We start from the raw sequence: 16,931 nt of genomic DNA, 5'->3' as shown, positions 1-16,931 counted from the left end.
CGGGCTCCGGCCCCGCCCGACCCATATGCTTTAGAGCGTTGCCGCGATATCCGCGGGTAGATGGAGTTGGAGGCGATCCCCGGCGTCGGCGCGAAGACGGCGGCGGCGCTGTCGGAGCTCGACGACCCCGTCGAGACCGTCGAGTCCGGCGACGTGGCCGCCATCGCTCGCGCGCCGGGCGTCAACGAGGCCCGGGCGGCCCGGATCGCCCGCGGCGCGATCCGGCGACGACACGACGACGCGGGGCGCGTGCTCGCGACCGACCGCGCCCGCGAGGTGTACCGCTCGGCGATCGACCTGCTGCGCGAGCGCACCGTCACCGACTACGCCGCGAAGCGGCTGGAGACGTTCTACCCGAGCGCGTCTGCCTCGCGGATCGCGGAGGCGCAGTCGCTCGCCGCCGACGCGACGGACCGCGACCCAGACCCCGACGTCCGCGAGGCGCTCGCCGGCGTCGAACCGCTCTCGGACCCGCCGACCGTGCGCGTCCGCGATCGCTGTCTCGCGACCGCCGACGCCGAGACGCTCGCGCGCGCCGAGCGCGCGGTCCCCGAACTGTCGGTCGAGACGGTCGAAAACGCCCGCGACATCTCCGAGCTCGCGCGGTCGTACGCGACGGTGATCGTCATAGACGAGGCGTTCGCCGGTCTCGACGTCGAGGGCGACGTCAAGGTCCGACCGGACGCGTTGGAGACCCCCGCAGAGACGGTTCCCGAGCGGCTGCTCGCCTTCTTCGCGACGAACCGCGACCGGCTGGAGGCGGCCGCCGCGGTCCACGAGGCGGCCGCGGCGGCTGGCGATCCCGTCACACCGGACGGCCCCGCTGCCGATCTCGACCGACTCCGGGACGCGCTCGCCCGGCTCGACGACGACGGGACGATAGTCGGAGACGACGAGCTCGCCCGGCTCTCCGACGCGGTCGACGACCTCGATGCCGCGGTCTCGACGGCGGCGTCGGTCGCCGACGACCGGCTGCGCGAGGCGATCCGCGAGCGCGACGTGACCATCGAGGGAACCGACTTCCTCTCGCTCGTCGAACAGGGCGCGCGCGTCGATTCCCTTCTGGACCGCGAGCTGGCCGACGAGTACGACGAGGCGATAGCCGCCGCCCGCGAGCACCTCGCGGACACCCTCCGGTTAGCGCCCGAGGAGGCGGAGCTCGCCGATCCGATCTTCGACGGCGACCCGTCGTTCCCGGTCGAACACGACGAGGAAGCGGTCTCGCGGCTCCGAACCGAACTCGCAGCCGCTCGCGACCGGCGGGCCGCTCGTCTGAAAGCCGACCTCGCGGACGACCTCGGCGACCTCCGCGAGCCGGTCGAGGCGCTGGTGCGCGACGCCCTCGAACTGGACGTGGAACTCGCGATCTCGCGGTTCGCCCGCGACTTCGACTGCGTGATGCCCGAGGTCGTCGACCCGAGCGCGGAAGGCGGTTCGGACGGACCGGTGGACGGCGGCTTCCGGATCGAGGGCGGGCGCTCACCGCTTCTCGACGTCGCGTTCGACGACGTCGAGCCGATCGACTACGGGGTCTCGGGCGCGACGCTCCTGTCCGGGGTCAACTCCGGCGGGAAGACCTCCACCCTCGATCTGGTCGCGCTCGTCGTCGTGCTCGCGCAGATGGGGCTGCCCGTCCCCGCCGAGTCCGCGACCGTCGAGCGGTTCGAAGAGGTCCACTACTACGCCAAATCGCAGGGCACCCTCGACGCCGGCGCGTTCGAGGCCACGCTCCGGGACTTCGGCGACCTCGTCGAGGGCGCGGACGGACGGCTCGTCCTAGTCGACGAGCTGGAGTCGATCACGGAGCCGGGGGCGTCCGCGAAGATCATCGCCGGCATTCTGGAGGCGCTCGACGACCAAAACGCGACCGCGGTGTTCGTCTCGCACTTGGCCCGCGAGATCCGCGACGCCGCCGACTTCGCAGTCGCCGTCGACGGGATCGAGGCGGCCGGGCTCGTCGACGGCGAACTCCGGGTGAATCGCTCGCCGAAGAAGGGGCACCTCGCGCGCTCGACGCCGGAGCTCATCGTCGAGAAGCTCGCCGGCGACCGCGGTGGGGAGTTCTACGACGACCTCTTAGAGAAGTTCTGATCGACGGGAACGGAAGCGAGCTACGCCGTCGTCCGGGTCGACTCCGTCGCGTCGTCCGCGGGGCGGCCGTCGTCGACGGGCTCACCGAACGCGTACACCGTGTTGTGCCCGGTCACGGTCACGTCGAGGACGTCGCCGACCGCGACGCCGCGCTCCGTCGCGTTCTGGACGATTATCTGCCGGTAGGCGCCGTCGCGGCATTTCACCGAGTCGCCGGTCCCCTCCTCGACGACGAGCACCTCGAACTCGTCGCCGACCATCGACTCGTACGCCTCGCCGACGACCGTCATCTTCAGCTCCGACATCGCCTTCGAGCGCTCCTTTTTCACCGTGCCGCCGAGCCCCTTCATCTCCGCGGCGTCGGTGCCGGGGCGCTTCGAGAAGCGGGTGACGTTGATTTTCTCGGGGCGGACCTCCGCGAGCAGGTCCATCGAGCGCTCGTGGTCGGCCTCGCTCTCCGTCGGGAAGCCGACGATGAAGTCGGTCGAGAGCGTCCAGTGGTCGAGCCGGTCGTCGAACGCCGCGACGACCTCGCGGAACTTGTCGACGCGGTGTTGCCGGCGCATGTCTTCGAGCACGTCGTCGGAGCCGGACTGGACGGGCGCGTGGATGAAGTCGTACAGCTTCGGGTTGTCAGCGAACACGTCCGCGAGCTCCTCGTGGATCCCGTGTATCCCGCCGGGGTTGGCCATCCCGAGCCGCACCCGGAACTCGCCGTCGATGTCGCAGATCCGGTCGAGCAGCTCGGGGAGCTTCCGGTCGCCCGTGTCCCAGCCGTAGACGCCCGTGTCCTGTCCCGTGACGCGGATCTCGCGCGCGCCGGCGTGGACCAGCGCCCGGGCCTTCTCGACGTTTTCCTCGATAGGCGGCGAGTCGACGCGGCCGGTCGCGAACTTCGTGATGCAGTACGAGCAGTTGCTCATGCAGCCGCGCGCGATGGGGAGGATGCCGACGACGCCGTCTAAGACGGGATCTGCGTCGGGCGTGGTCGTCGGGCACTCGCCGTTGAGCGCGTACGACGGGACCTCGTCCCAGTGGAGGATCTCCGCGTCGATACCGGCCGCCTCGAACAGGTCGCCCTGCGCGAGCGCCATACAGCCGGTGACGACGAGGTCCGCGGTCTCCTCGGCCAGCTCCTCGGCGCGTGCCAGCATGTTCCGCTCCGTCTTCTCGACGACCGTACAGGTGTTGAGGATGGCGACGTCGGCGTCTTTCGGACTCTCGGCCGGGCGGTGGCCGCCGTCGCGGAGCGCCCGCTCGATCTCTCGGCTCTCGCCTCGGTTCGAGCTACAGCCGTAGGTTTCGATGTGATACGTCGCCATCGAGTACGCACGCTACCCGCCCCGAAGGCAAAAACGCGACGGATTGGCGGCCGTCAGTCCTCGGCGACCGCGGTCGGCGTCGGGGCCTCCACGTCGGGGTCGCCCGCGGATCCCGGGTCGCTCGCCTCGGTCGCGTCGACCGCCTCGTACACCGACCGGCGGGCGTCCGTGGGACAGAACCCCTCCTCGACGAGGCCGACGTCGATCAGCTTCTCGACCGCGAACCGGACCGTGCGCGTCGAGAGACGAGTCTCCTCCGCGAGCCCCGTCTGGTCGAAGCGGCCCTCTGCTTCGAGGACGTAGTAGACGAGCTTGGCGCTCGGCGGGAGCGGCGAGAGCAGTTCGCGGGTACCTTCGTCCATGTACACGCACACGGGAGAGTCAGGCATAATCGTGGTCCGGGTGTGCGCGGCTTCCACACGTCCACGAACCGTTTATACGCGTTCGCGGCCCGCGAGCGGCGGGAACGGCCGCACCGATCCGGACGGCGAACGGTCGTCTGCCGGTCTGAACGGCGAACGGCCGTCCGCCGGCCCGACGCCGAACGGCTATCCGCCGGTCAGAAACTCGAAGCGCGCGCCGGAGCCGGCCTCGGCGATCGCGAACTCCCATCCGTGAGCCGCCGCTATCTCGCGGACGATCGCGAGCCCGAAGCCAGTCCCCTCCGGGTCGTCGGACGTGCCGTACTCGACCGCCGCCTCCGGGTCGATGTCGAAGCCGGCACCGTCGTCCGCGACGTAGAACCCGTCCGGGAGCGATCCCACGGCGACGGAGAGGCGGTCGATTCCGCCCGAGCCGTTCCGTCCCGCCGCGTCCGAGGCGTCGTCGCCGCGTCCGAGTCCGTGTTCGACGCTGTTCGTAAACAGGTTCTCGAACAGCGTCCGCAGGCGCTCCGGGTCGGCCTCGACCGCGGCGCCGTCGTCGCGCACGTCGAGCGTCGCCCGCTCGGTGTCGACGGTGCGCCACGCGCGCTCGGCGGCCGCGGCCAACGAGACCGGCTCGGGGTCGTCGACGGTCCGTCCCTGTCGCGCCAGCGCCAGGAGGTCGTCGATGAGCTCCTCTATTCGGTCGTGCGCGTCCGCGGCCTTATCGAGGTTCGCGAGCGCGTCGGCGTCGGCGGCGTGATCCCGAGCGAGCTCGACTCGCCCGGTAGCGACGTTGAGGGGGTTCCGGAGGTCGTGGGAGACGAGGCCGGCGAACTTCTCGAGGCGTTCGACCTCCCGTTTCAGGTCGTCGTCGCGCTCTCTGAGCTGTCTCGTCCGCTCGGCTCGATCCAGCGCGACCGTGACGTTCGCTCCCAAGACGCGCGCCAACTGGACCGCCGTGTCGTCGAAAAACCCCGGCTCGTCGGAGCCGAGCGGCATCACGCCGTGGTCGCCGAGGGGGACGACGAGAGTGCTTCGGAGGTCGCCGTACTCGATGACGGTCTCCGTCGCGTCGAGGTCGTCGACGGCGATCGGTTCGCCCCGCTCGAACGCCTCCCAGACGATCCCGTCGCCCGGTCCGAACGCGGGGCGGTCTCCGAGCGCCGCCCGCGCCTCCTCGCTGAGCGCCGTCGGCAACAGGGCGTCTCGGTCGGCGTCGTACAGCCGGACACCGCTGCTCGGAAACTCGAGGATGTCGATCGCCGCGCGCGTGGCGATCTCCGCTATCGCCTCGCAGTCGTCACCGCGGAGCATCGTTCGGGTCGTCTCGTGGAGCTTCCGGAGGATCCGTTCGACCCGCTTTTGCTCGCCGATGTCCGCGTAGACGGTGTAGACGACGGTCTCCTCCGGACACTCGACGGGGATTGCGTGCAAGATGAAGTCCCGAACCCCCTCGCTCGTGCGGCGGCGGACCTCGACTCGCGAGTCGGTCCCGCCGTCCGCGACGCCGGCCAGATCGACCCCGTCTGCGTCGTCCGTGACGATCGCATCGCGGATCTCCCGATAGCCGCGGTCGCTCGCGGCGTAACCGAACGTCGCCTCGAACGCGTCGTTCGTGGCCTCCAGCCGCCGACCGTCACCGTCTCGGCTCGCCGTCCGCGCGGCCGGCAGCGGGAGGTCGTCGAAGAGCGCGCTCAGCCTGTCGCGTTCGCCTCGGAGCGCGTCTTCCGTCTCGATCTGCTCGATGGCGTCGGCCGCGTGTGCAGCCACCAGTTCGGCGAACTCGACGTCGCGAGCGTCGAAGGCCTCGCCGTCCGCCGCGACCGCGTAAAACACGCCGTCTGACCCGATCGGAACCCGAATCACCGATCGCCCCTCGGCGTCGGTCCACGTCTCGACGCCGTCGACGTCCCCCGGTGTCTCCACGCTCCCGTCTGTGACCCCCGGCGGAACGCCCGCTGCGGGGTCGAACGCCGCGGCCGACGCCGGATCGGCGCGTTCTGAGCGCGCGACGTGGCAGAGCCGATCCCCCTCCAGACGAGCCGTGACGCAGCGGTCGAAGTTGAGGATCTCCTCGACCGCGTCGACGACCCGCTCGAACACCTCGTCCGTGTCGCGGGCCGACGCGAGGTCGCTCGCGAACCCGTGTATCGCCGTGACCTTCGCGTTCACCTCTCGGAGGTCTCGTTCGGCGCGGCGGCGGTCGAGCGCGTTCTCGACGCTGTTCGCGAGCACCTCGTACCGGTCGCGTCCGATTCCCTTCTGGAGGTAATCCGTGACGCCGGCGGAGATCGCCTCGCTCGCGATCTCCTCTGATCCCCTGCCGGTGAAGAGCACGAACGGGAGGTCGGAATCGATCGACCGGACGGCCTCCAGCAGTTCGAGTCCGTCCAGTCCCGGCATGTTGTAGTCGCTGACGACGCAGTCGACGCACTCGTCACGCACGACGGCCAGCGCCGCTTCCGGGTCCGTGCGAGTGACGGTCTCCGCGCCGTCGACGAGCCGGTCAACGTGGACGGCGGCGAGGTCGGCGGCACCGGGCTCGTCGTCGACGATGAGGATCCGCATCCGGGGGCCCTCCCGCGTCTGCGTGTCGCGGCCTCGGTCCGCGTCGTCCCGGTTCGGGACGGTCCCGGAACCACCGCTCGGTCCGTCAGGAGTGTCGCCGGATCCGGGGTCCATGGGATCTGCAGACGCCACGTGCTGTTTTATTTTTCGCCCCGAAGACCAGTATTGAGAATCGGTCGGAAAGCGGACGTGTCGACCGGCCGACGGCGCGCGCTACAGGAAGTCCTCGACGTGGTCCGCGACTTCCTCCGGGGTGTCGCCGACGGGGACGCCCGCGTCGTTGAGCGCGTCGATCTTCGACTGGGCCGTGCCCGTCCCGGAGCCGGAGACGATAGCGCCCGCGTGGCCCATCCGCTTGCCCGGCGGCGCGGTGCGGCCGGCGATGAAGCCGGCGACCGGCGTGTCCATGTGCTCGCCGATGAACTTCGCGGCCTGCTCTTCGTCCTCGCCGCCGATCTCGCCGCACATCACGACCGCGTCGGTCTCCGGATCGGCCTCGAACGCGTCGAGCGCGTCGATGAAGGAGGTACCGATGATCGGGTCGCCGCCGATGCCGATCGCGGTCGACTGGCCGAGCCCGCGCTCGGTGAGGTTATCGACTACCTGATAGGTCAGCGTGCCGGACCGGGAGACGAGCCCGACGCGCCCCTCGCTGAAGATATTGCCGGGGAGGATGCCGAGCTTCGCCTCGCCCGGCGTGATGATGCCGGGACAGTTCGGTCCGATGAGGCGGGTGTCGACCTCGCTCAGGCGCTTGTTCACCTTCGCCATGTCCTGCGTCGGGATCCCCTCGGTGATCGCGACCGCGAGATCGAGGTCCGTGTCGAGTGACTCGAAGATGGCGTCGCCCGCGAACGCCGGCGGCACGAAGATGACGGACGCGTCCGCGTCTTCGGCCTCGACGGCCTCGTCGACCGTGTCGTAGACGGGGACGCCGTCGACCTCTTGGCCGCCCTTGCCGGGCACCGCGCCTGCGACGACGTTGGTGCCGTACTCGATCATCTGGCCGGCGTGGAACTTCCCTTCCCCACCGGTGATTCCCTGCACGACCACTCTGGTGTCGTCGTCGACGAAAATGCTCATTGGGTCACCTCCTCCGCGTTCTGCACCGCACGCTGGACGGCGTCCTCCAGCGTCTCCTCGACCTCGACGAGGTCCGTGTTCAGGATCTCCATCCCCTCCGCGGCGTTCGTGCCGGCGAGCCGGACGACCACCTTCTTCGGGATCTCGTCGAACTGCTCTAAGGCCTCGTTGATCCCTTTGGCGACCTCGTCGCCGCGGGTGATCCCGCCGAAGATGTTGAACACGACGGCGTCGACGTTGTCGTCGGAGAAGACCATGTCGAGCGCCTGCGTGACGCGCTCTGCCTTCGCGCCGCCGCCGATGTCGAGGAAGTTCGCGGGCGAGCCGCCGTAGTAGTCGACCAGATCGAGCGTCGTCATCACGAGGCCGGCCCCGTTGCCGATGATACCGACGTTGCCCGACAGGCGGACGTAGTCGAAGCCGTACTCGCCGGCCTTGCGCTCTAAGTCGTCCTCGTAAGACTCCTCGGCGAGTTCGGCCAGATCGGGCTGGCGGAACAGCGCGTCCTCGTCGATGTTCATGACCGCGTCGGCGGCGACCACGTCGCGGTCGCCCGTGATCATGACGGGGTTGACCTCGATCTCCGAGGCGTCGTTCTCCTCGTAGAGGTCGTACAGCGTCGAGAGGATAGACGCCACGTCGAGCGCCACGTCGCCGTCGACGCCCGCCTCGTAGACGACCTTTCGGGCCTGGTACGGGTGGAGCCCGAACGCGGGATCGACGTGCTCGCGGGCGATCGCGTCGGGGTTCTCCGCCGCGACTTCCTCGATGTCCACGCCGCCCTCGGTCGAGACCATCAGGACGGGCTCGCCCTCGCCGCGGTCCATGGTGACGCCGACGTAGAGTTCGTCGACGAAGTCGACGCCGGCCTCGACGAGGACCGAGTCGACGGTGTATCCCTTCAGGTCCATGCCGAGGATCTCGTCGGCGTACTGCTCGGCCTCGTCTCGATCGGTCGCGATCTTGATCCCGCCGGCCTTCCCGCGGCCGCCGACGTGGACCTGCGCCTTGATCGCGGCCGGATAGCCGATCTCGTCGACGGCGTCGAGCGCCTCCTCGACGGTCGTCGCGAGCCGGGAGTCCGGCACCGGGATCCCGGCGTCCGCGAAGATAGTCTTCGCTTGATGTTCGTGAAGTTTCATCCGTTTGGGATCGGTACCGACGGCGGCTTAAATGGTTCCGATCCGACTCGAACGGCCGGCTGACGTCGGGGTTTGGAGTCGGCTGACGTCGGGGCTCGACAGTCGGTTGACGGTGGGGGCGTCGGTCGACCGGCGGGGCTCGGCGACCAACTCGGGACGAATCCACCCCCGAACGGAGACCCCTCGGACGGGGAAAGACGTATACTGTACGCCCCGTGCACGAACGTATGGGAACGGGACGAAGTGGAGAGCCGCCGGGACCGTCGGGCCTACCGGTGGTGGGAAACGCCTACCAGTTCGCATCGGATCCACTGTCGTTCTACGAGGAGGTCGCGCGCGAGTACGGACCGATCGCACGCTACGCGCTCGGCGGCAGGGAGTTCTACCAGTTGAGCGACCCCGAACTCGTCGAGCGGGTGCTCGTCCACGAAAACGACAGGTTCGACAAGGGCGAGGAGTACCGGCGGATTCTGGACCCCGTCATCGGCAACGGCCTGTTGATAAGCGAAGGCGAGTTCTGGCGGAAGCAGCGTCACCGGATGGAGCCGGCCTTCCACCCAGAGGCGCTCGCGGAGTACGCACCGGTGATCGTCGAACACACGGAACGGCTGCTGGACGGCTGGCGCGACGACACCGTCCGAGACGTCCACGCGGACATGATGCAACTCACCGTCGAGATCGCGGCGAAGACGCTTTTCGACGCCGACATTCGACAGTACGAGGCCAACATCTCCGACGCCCTCGAAGCGGTGATGGACCGGTCGGAAAAGCGGCTCGAACGACCGATCGAGATACCCGATAGCGTCCCGACGCCCGGCAACCGACGGTACAAGCGCGCGCTCGCGACGCTGTACGAGATCGCGACGGAGATCGTCGAGTCGCACGACGGGAGCGGAGACGACGTGGTCTCGCGGCTCCTGCGGGCGAAAGAACACGCGGAGGACCTCGACGACGAGCAGATACGAGACGAGGTCGTGACGCTGCTTTTAGCGGGCCACGAGACCACCGCGCTCGCGCTGACGTACACTCTCCACCTGCTGGCCACGAACCCGGAGCGGGCGGACCGACTCGGTGCCGAACTCGACGAGGAGGCGGGTCGCGGTCGGCTGTCGACGGACGTCACAGAGGAGCTGTCGTACACGAAGCGGACGCTCAGGGAGGGGATGCGCGTGTATCCGCCGGTGCAGAGCGTGATACGAGAGGCCACCGAGCCGGTCGAGATCGGCGGCTACGAACTCGACGAGGGGGCCGTCGTGACGGCGCCGCAGTGGGTGCTCCACCGCGATCCCCGGTTCTACGAGGAGCCCGAGGCGTTCCGTCCGGAGCGGTGGGATGAGGCGTTCCGCGAGTCGCTCCCGCGGTTCGCGTACTTCCCCTTCGGCGGCGGGCCTCGGCGCTGCATCGGCGAGAACTTCGCTAAACAGGAGATGCGACTGGCGCTCGCCACGATCGCGCGGGACTGGGAGTTCGAGGCCGTGACGGACGAACTGTCGCTGTCGCCGTCGATCACGCTTCGTCCGGACGGGCCGGTGAAACTGCGAGTCGGCCGGCGGTAGCGAGCGTCGCCCTCCCGCCTCTGATCCACGCCCGAATCGGTGGGGCTCGCGGAGGGCCGTCTCGTCCGTTCGCTCAGTTCAGTCGTCGTCGCCGAGGATGACGCGGTGGGTCATCGCCTCGGGGTCGAGCACGTCGTCCGCCTCCTCCTCGGTGAGGTAGCCGGCGTCGACGGCGGCCTCGCGGACGCTCTTTCCCTCTTTCAGCGCGGTCTTCGCCACCTTCGAGGCCTTGTCGTAGCCGATGGCGGGGTTGAGCGCGGTCGCGAGCGCCATCGACTGCTCGACGCGGGTCTCGCAGTGCTCCTCGTTCGCCTCCAGCTTCGCGACGAACCGCTCGCCGAACGTCGCCGCGGCGTTCGAGAGCAGCTGGGCGGATTCGAGGAAGTTGTGTGCGATCACCGGCTTGTAGAGGTTGAGATCGATCTCGCCGCGGGCCGCGCCGGCCGAGATCGCGGCGTCGTTACCGACCACCTGCTTGTGGACCTGGTTGACCGACTCGGCGACGACCGGATTGATCTTGCCGGGCATGATCGACGAGCCGGGCTGGTTCTCCGGCTGTTCGACCTCGCCGAGGCCGTTTCGCGGGCCGGACGCGAGCAGCCGGAGGTCGTTCGCCATCTTGTTCATGCTCCCGGCGATCGTGCGGAGCGCGCCGTGTGCCTCCGCCATCGCGTCGTGGGCCGCCTGCGCCTCGAAGTGGTTCTCGGCCTCGCGGAACGTCGTCCCCGTCTCCTCGGAGATGTACTCCGCGGCGAGCCCGGGGAACTCGGGGTGGGTGTTGAGCCCGGTGCCGACGGCGGTGCCGCCCAGCGCGAGCTCTCGCAGGTTCGACTGCACGGCTTCGGCGCGCTCTATCCCCTTCGCGACCTGCGTGCGGTAGCCGCCGAACTCCTGGCCGAGCCGGATCGGCGTGGCGTCCTGGAGGTGCGTGCGGCCGGTCTTGACCACGCCGTCGAACGCGGCTTCCTTGGCCTCGAGCTCGGCGTGGAGCGTTTCGAGGGCGGGCACCAGGTCCTTCTCGACGGCTTCGAGCGAGGCGACGTGCATCGCCGTCGGGATCACGTCGTTCGACGACTGGCCGTAGTTGACGTGGTCGTTCGGGTGGACCACCCGGTCGCCGATCTCCGCGCCCGCGATCTCGGCCGCGCGGTTGGCGATGACCTCGTTGGCGTTCATGTTCGAGGAGGTGCCGGAGCCGGTCTGGAACACGTCGACGGGGAACTGGTCGTCGTGCTCGCCCGCGATCACCTCGTCGGCGGCGGCGACGATCGCCTCCGCGGTGTCCTCGTCCAGCAGGCCGAGGTCGCGGTTCGCCTGCGCGGCCGCCTTCTTGACGACGCCGAGCCCGCGGATGAACCGTCGGCTCATCGGAATCCCGGAGATCGGGAAGTTCTCGACGGCCCGCTGGGTCTGTGCGCCCCAGTAGGCGTCGGCCGGGACCTGCATCTCGCCGAGGCTGTCCTCCTCCGTGCGGTAGTCTTCGCCCATGCCTGCGGCTTCCCGCGAGACCGGGTAAAAGCTACTGAAACCGGTCACCGTTCTCACGGCACGGGAGAGCAGCCACCACGGACCGATTCAGGCCTCGTCGACCGGGAGCAGCCCCGCGTCGCGGAGGTCGGCGTCGAGGCTCCCGTCGCCGTGCTCGGCGTAGGCGTCGGGGGTGTACGTCTTGATCTCTAAGGCGTGGACCGAGCGCGTCATGTGGTCGCCGACGGCGTCGTACACGCGCTGGTGCTGGTCGACGAGCGACTCGCCCTCGAAGGCGGGCGAGACGACGAGGGCAGCGAAGTGCGCGTCTTCGTCCTCGTCGTCGTGAATCCGCGGGTTCGTCACGCGAGCGACGGCGTCCGCGACGTTCGACTCGATGAGGTCTTCGACCGCTGCCGGATCGATGGTCATGGTCCGTCTCGGTCCCCGGCGGGCAAAAAGCGACCGCATGGGTACGGGGGCGGTCGTCGCCGGACGCGCCCGCCGATCGGCCACTCCGGCCAGCCGGCCGATCGCGCCGGACCGCCAGTCAGCCACTCCGGCCAGCCGATCGGTCGCCCCGATGTCAGCCGAGTTCCGATCAGCCGATCGCCCACTCGAACACCTCCCGCTGACGGTCGAGGAGGGTCCCGAGATGGTCGCTCTCGACCGAGGTCAGGCGACCGTCACCCCCGTCGAGATGCTCTCTGACCGGTTCGATCGGGGCGTTGTCGTCGTCGGTTCCGTGCCACGCCCGCACGGTCGCCCGGCGGGGCGGCCGGCCGATCGACACCTCGCCGAACCACCGGGCCTCGCGGGCGACGGCCGTCGCGCCCTGCCGGAGCGCCTCGTGGAAGTCGGCGGCGACCGCGTCGGCGACGGCCGCGGGCACCTCCCGGTCCGTGTACTGGGCGATCACCGCCTCGGAGCCGCGAACGCGCGCCAGCGGCTTCGAGAGCCGGAACAGAAGCCGCACCGCGAACGGGACCGCGGCGAGCCGGGCGAGACCGGTCTCCGCCGGCGGGACGACGGTGGACACCAGTCCGACGCGGTCGTCCGGTCCCGCGGCCGCGAGCGCGAACGGCCCCCCGCCGGAGAACCCGACGTGGGGCACGCCCGCGGACCGCGCGTCTCCGTTCTCGTCGGCGGCGTCTCCGCCCGTAGGCTCGGTCGTGGTCCCCTCGGTCGCGAGGAGTTCCCGGACGTCGGTTTGCCAGTCGCCGAGCGACCAGCCGCGGGGCGGCGGCGACGACTTCCCGTATCCGGGCCGGTCCGGCACCACGAGCCGCACGCCGGCCTCGGTCGCGATCGGACCACACACGGCCGCGAACAGCCGCGATCCGGGAGTCCCGTGATGGACGACGAGCGGGTCTCCGTTCGGGTCACCGGCGACCGCGTACGCGAGCGTTCGCTCGTCCGGGAGGGTGCATTCGCGCGTCGAGACCGCGCGTCGTCTCGCAGTCGGTTCGCGTGTCGTCATAGCAGGTCAGTCGCGTTCGTCTACCGCTCGAAGACGAGCCCGTAGTGGTACGGCGGGAGGTCGACCTCCCGGGCGAGCCGGAGGTCGGTCGCCGACTCGACGGCGCGTCGCGTCTCCGCGGGACCGATCCGGAGGTCCGTCGGCGGACCGCGCGGCTCTCCGCCGACCGTCGTCTCCGCTCGGGGGAGCGTCCGCCAGTTGACCACCACGAACCGACCGTCGGGCGCGAGCGCGTCGGCCACGGCGGCGAGGAAGGCGTCTCGGTCGTCGATCCCGTGGAACGCGTTAGCGAGCAGCGCGACGTCGACCGGCTCCGGGAGATGCGCTCCGAGTTCGCGGGCGTCACCCCGGATCGGGACGACGGCGTCTATCTCCTGTTCGGCCGCGAGCGCCGCGAGTTCGTCGAGGAGTGTCTCGTCGAGGTCGACGGCGTACACCGGCGCGGGGTCGACGAGCCGCGCGGCCGGCAGCGCGAAGTAGCCGTTACCGCAGCCGATCTCGACCGTGCGGTCGCCCCGTTCGAGCCCGAGCCGACGGAGCGTGTCCGCCGGCGTCGGCCAGAGGCGGGCCCACCAGTCCCAGTCCGGCTGTCCGGTGTTCCGAAAGCGTTCCATACCAGATGATGGCGCGGGTGTCTCTCTTATTGGTTCCGGGGCGGCAGTCGGCGGCCGGCTCACTCGCCGGCCGCGAGCCGACGCAGCCGGGGGAGCGCCTGCTCGTAGCCGAGACCGACGACGCCGACATACAGCGCGAGAAGCCCCATCGCGATCCCCCACGCGCCGAGCACGAGGTCGCCGCCGGTGACCGCCGACAGTCCGAACTGTTCGAGGACGACGCCGCCCGCGGCCGCCGCCCCGGCACCGAGGGTGACGGCGACGAGTTCAGCGATCTCGACCGCGACAGCGGGTACTTCGACCATACCCGACCGACGACCGCGGCGCGATATGACTCTTTTGGACCGACGGGATGGTTGGTGAGACGCGACCGCCGCCGCTGGGAGGGGAACGCCCCGGTATCGGCGACGGAGAGCGGCCCTTTTATTTTCGTGAGCGCGTATCACCGCGTACGCATGAGCAACGGAGACGGCGACGGTCGGAACGACCTCCGGATGCCGGACGACGACGAGGTGTTCGCGGAGGTCGTCGAGATGCTCGGCGCGAACCGCGTCAAGGTCCGCTGTGCGGACGGCACGGAACGGACCGCGCGCATTCCGGGGAGAATGCAAAAGCGCGTCTGGATCCGCGAGGACGACATCGTGCTCGTCGAGCCGTGGGACTGGCAGGACGAGAAGGCCGACATCTCGTGGCGCTACGAGAAGAGCGAGGCCGAACAGCTCCGCGAGGAAGGGCACCTGCAGTGACCGCCGACGTCGCGGCCGCCGCGAGTTGCTAACGTCGTTTTTGTCCCGTTCGTTCCGACTCACTCGGTCGTGAACCGCTCCCGTTCCGCGAGCGCGAGCTCCGTGCCGTAGCGTTCGACGAGCGGAGCGTACGCGTCGCCGAGCGCGCGCATGCAGGCGGCCGTCGAGACGAACCCGAGGTCGTCTGCCACCGGCGCCGCTTTCCGGCCCTGTAACACCTTCTGGACCAGCAGGCGCTCCTCGCGGTCGTCGAGTGCGGCGTCGTCCGCGCCGTCACCCTCGATCAGCGCCGCGAGCGCGAGGTCGCGGAACGCCCCCGGCGCGGTGTCGTAGGTTCCCGGTCCGAACGACGCGCCCACCACGGAGCGCCACTCCGTTTCCGTCAGGTCGACCGAAGCCGGAGCGGAGCAGGCGCGGAGCGCGCCGCGGACCACGTCGGCGTCGACCTCGCGGTGAGCGTCCGAGAGGCCGTCTCGCTCCCGGTCTCGGAACGCGGCGGCGTGGCGGTCGAGGAGAGCCTCCCCCGTCTCGCCGGCCGGGCGTAACATGACCGCCGAGTGCTCGCCGGAGGCGTCGTTTCGTGAGGTCGAGAGGTGGACCGTCCGGTAGCCCGCGCGCCGCCAGAACCGGAGCAGCCGAGGCGTCGCGCCGTACCCGACGGAGAAGTAGTCGACCCCGCTGCCGGCGTCGTCCCCGCTCCCAAACTCGGCGTGGATCTCGGAGAGCAGCCGCGAGCCGAACCCCTCGCCGCGGAGCGCGGGGTGAGTCGCGATCCGGACCGTCCGGAGGCCCCGCGGTTCGGCGGCCGCCTCGTCGCGGAGCTGGCTCGTGAGCAGGTCCGGAACCATGTTCCCGCGGACGCGCTCGCCCTCGTACATCTCTCCGCGGGTCGCCGCGTCCAGTCCGCCTTCGCGCGCGAGCAGGGCGACCGCGACGATCCGGCCGTCGGCGACGAGCGCGCGCGAGAGGAGGTTCGGCGCGTCGAGCAGCCGCGCGAGGTCGTTCGGCTCCGTGCGGTAGTGCGCGGCCACGAGCAGGCCGAACGCCTCGCCGAGAAGCGCCTCGTCCGCGGTCAGGTCGGCCGGATCGAGGGGTCGATACGTCGCGTCTGCGGCCGTCGCTCCCGCGACCGCCTCCTCGACCGCCGGCCGCGCGTCGAGTAAGAGCGCGTGCGACGCCCACGCCTCGACCGGGTCGCCGCGCGCGTACCGGATCGGCTCGTCGAGCCGCACGTCTCGCACCGCGAGCCGGCTCGCGAGCAGACGCTCGCGGAACCGGACCGCGAACCCGCGCCCGGACCCCTCGTAGCCGTGGACCGTCGTACAGAACGCGATCGACGGCGCGTCGAGGAGACGTTCGAGCAGTCGCACCGGCAGCGCGGCCGCCTCGTCGACTATCACGGCGTCCGGGCTCCCGGGCAGCTCCGCCGCCTCCGCCGGAGACAGGTAGCGGACGCGTCCGCCGCCCGCAACGTCGAGGCGGCGCGTCGCCTCCGTCCCCGCGGTCGCGGACCGCTCTGTATGGTCGGCGGCGCTGTCGCGTCCGGCCAGCTCTCGGGCGCGCGCGAACGCCTCCGCGGCGTTTCGAGCCGCCGGCGCGGTGACGAGCACGTCCGCGCCCGAAAGCGCCAGCGCGCCGGCCGCGAGCCCCGCCGCGCTCGACTTGCCGCGACCGCGGTCCGCCTCGACGACGACCGCGTTCCCGGGGGTCGAGAGCGCCTCGAACGCTCGCACGGCGCGCGCCTGATCGGCCGTGAGACAGGCCTCGTACGCCGCCGTCGGGAACGTCGCGTCCGGCGGTGCAGTCGGCGGCCGCGTCGCCGAGGTCGACCTGTCACCGTCCACGGACTCCGCGGAGAGCGCGTCGCGATCGAGCGCGTCGCTCCCGTCCGAGCCGCCGTCGAGCGAGACGATCGCGATCCCCGAGTGGGTTCGGAGCGTGTCGACCAGCCGCTCGCGGAAGCGCCCAGTCACGTCGTCGAGGGCGTACGGCGGAACCGCGAGCGACTCGTCGAAGCGGTCGCGCGTCTCGGGCCACGCGTCGAGCGCCGGGGTGAGGAGGACCAAGAGCCCGCCGCCGTCGACGGCCCCGACGCACCGGCCGAGCGCGTTCGGCACGAACTGCTCGTGGCAGTCGAGCACCACGGCCTCGCGGGTGCGGCCGAGAAGCCCGTCCGCGCGCCGCGGCCGGTGTTCCTCGAACCGGAACCCCTCGCGCGTCGAGACGATCGAGACGTCGTCCGCGGTCGCTCCGAGGGCCGCCTCGACCGCCGTGTAGGCCGCGTCGACGCCGCGGTCGCGGTCGCCGGCGAGCACGAGGACGCGTCGCTCGTTCGCCGCCTCGGCCGCCCGTTTCGCCCGTCGCGCCAGCGTCGCGATCATCCGTCTGTTGGCACTCGTTGTCCGGGACTGCGGATGTGTCTTGTCCTCCGCGGCGGCCGCGGTCGAGGTGGTCCGTCGAGGCGGACCGCAGCGCGCGGCGAAAGGGAAGGCTCGGT

14 protein-coding genes are annotated in these 16,931 nt (G+C 70.5%); 3 read left to right on the top strand and 11 right to left on the bottom strand.

The genetic code is table 11. The annotated features are described in order from the left end of the window. Positions 1-60 precede the first annotated feature (60 nt). Complete coding sequence (locus tag NO930_RS01690) at positions 61-2,091, top strand: MutS-related protein (protein ID WP_256402276.1); 2,031 nt, start codon at positions 61-63, stop codon at positions 2,089-2,091. A gap of 20 nt (positions 2,092-2,111) precedes the next feature. On the opposite strand, the gene NO930_RS01685 is transcribed toward NO930_RS01690, so the two are convergent. From NO930_RS01685 to sucC, 5 genes are all read right to left on the bottom strand, one after another. Further along, positions 2,112-3,413 carry a tRNA (N(6)-L-threonylcarbamoyladenosine(37)-C(2))-methylthiotransferase gene (locus NO930_RS01685; protein WP_256402275.1) on the bottom strand — a complete coding sequence of 434 codons (1,302 nt, stop codon included), beginning with the start codon at positions 3,411-3,413 and terminating at the stop codon, positions 2,112-2,114. A gap of 53 nt (positions 3,414-3,466) precedes the next feature. Next, positions 3,467-3,775 (bottom strand): helix-turn-helix domain-containing protein, encoded by a 309-nt coding sequence (locus NO930_RS01680; RefSeq protein ID WP_137784094.1) that lies wholly within the window; start codon positions 3,773-3,775, stop codon positions 3,467-3,469. 186 nt (positions 3,776-3,961) lie between these two features. Then, the gene (locus tag NO930_RS01675; RefSeq protein ID WP_425601436.1) at positions 3,962-6,460 is read right to left on the bottom strand and encodes a GAF domain-containing sensor histidine kinase; all 2,499 of its coding nucleotides are present in this window, start codon (positions 6,458-6,460) and stop codon (positions 3,962-3,964) included. A gap of 99 nt (positions 6,461-6,559) precedes the next feature. Next, the gene (gene sucD, locus NO930_RS01670) at positions 6,560-7,429 is read right to left on the bottom strand and encodes a succinate--CoA ligase subunit alpha (protein WP_137783688.1); all 870 of its coding nucleotides are present in this window, start codon (positions 7,427-7,429) and stop codon (positions 6,560-6,562) included. Beyond that, the gene (sucC, locus tag NO930_RS01665; protein ID WP_256402274.1) at positions 7,426-8,571 is read right to left on the bottom strand and encodes an ADP-forming succinate--CoA ligase subunit beta; all 1,146 of its coding nucleotides are present in this window, start codon (positions 8,569-8,571) and stop codon (positions 7,426-7,428) included. Before sucC ends, sucD begins: the two co-directional genes overlap by 4 nt. 227 nt (positions 8,572-8,798) lie before the next feature. Here sucC and NO930_RS01660 point away from each other — a divergent pair, with 227 nt between their 5' ends. Then, positions 8,799-10,127 (top strand): cytochrome P450, encoded by a 1,329-nt coding sequence (locus tag NO930_RS01660; protein ID WP_137783801.1) that lies wholly within the window; start codon positions 8,799-8,801, stop codon positions 10,125-10,127. Positions 10,128-10,205: 78 nt separating this feature from the next. On the opposite strand, the gene NO930_RS01655 is transcribed toward NO930_RS01660, so the two are convergent. The 5 genes from NO930_RS01655 to NO930_RS01635 form a co-directional block, all read right to left on the bottom strand. Continuing rightward, a complete protein-coding gene (locus NO930_RS01655; RefSeq protein WP_137783802.1) occupies positions 10,206-11,615 on the bottom strand; it encodes a class II fumarate hydratase in 1,410 nt (469 codons plus the stop codon). An 87-nt stretch (positions 11,616-11,702) separates the two neighbouring features. Next, positions 11,703-12,026 (bottom strand): BolA family protein, encoded by a 324-nt coding sequence (locus tag NO930_RS01650; protein WP_137783803.1) that lies wholly within the window; start codon positions 12,024-12,026, stop codon positions 11,703-11,705. A gap of 169 nt (positions 12,027-12,195) precedes the next feature. Further along, positions 12,196-13,074 carry an alpha/beta fold hydrolase gene (locus NO930_RS01645; RefSeq protein WP_256402273.1) on the bottom strand — a complete coding sequence of 293 codons (879 nt, stop codon included), beginning with the start codon at positions 13,072-13,074 and terminating at the stop codon, positions 12,196-12,198. 20 nt (positions 13,075-13,094) lie between these two features. Beyond that, positions 13,095-13,688: a class I SAM-dependent methyltransferase gene (locus tag NO930_RS01640; protein ID WP_137784664.1), complete on the bottom strand. Its 594-nt coding sequence runs from the start codon at positions 13,686-13,688 to the stop codon at positions 13,095-13,097. 59 nt (positions 13,689-13,747) lie between these two features. Next, positions 13,748-13,993, bottom strand: a complete 246-nt coding sequence (locus tag NO930_RS01635; protein WP_137784663.1) for a DUF8151 family protein — start codon at positions 13,991-13,993, stop codon at positions 13,748-13,750. A gap of 150 nt (positions 13,994-14,143) precedes the next feature. Here NO930_RS01635 and eif1A point away from each other — a divergent pair, with 150 nt between their 5' ends. Continuing rightward, complete coding sequence (gene eif1A, locus NO930_RS01630; RefSeq protein WP_256402272.1) at positions 14,144-14,434, top strand: translation initiation factor eIF-1A; 291 nt, start codon at positions 14,144-14,146, stop codon at positions 14,432-14,434. Between the two features lie 59 nt (positions 14,435-14,493). Here eif1A and tmcA read toward each other — a convergent pair whose 3' ends face one another. After that, on the bottom strand, positions 14,494-16,815 hold the full coding sequence (gene tmcA, locus NO930_RS01625; RefSeq protein WP_256402271.1) for a tRNA(Met) cytidine acetyltransferase TmcA: 2,322 nt from the start codon (positions 16,813-16,815) through the stop codon (positions 14,494-14,496). Between the last annotated feature and the right edge of the window lie 116 nt (positions 16,816-16,931).

It is taken from the genome of Halorubrum salinum (genome assembly GCF_024494575.1).
Taxonomy (GTDB): domain Archaea; phylum Halobacteriota; class Halobacteria; order Halobacteriales; family Haloferacaceae; genus Halorubrum; species Halorubrum salinum.
Note: the sequence above shows the minus strand (reverse complement) of the source record. Positions and strands in the feature narration are given on the sequence as shown.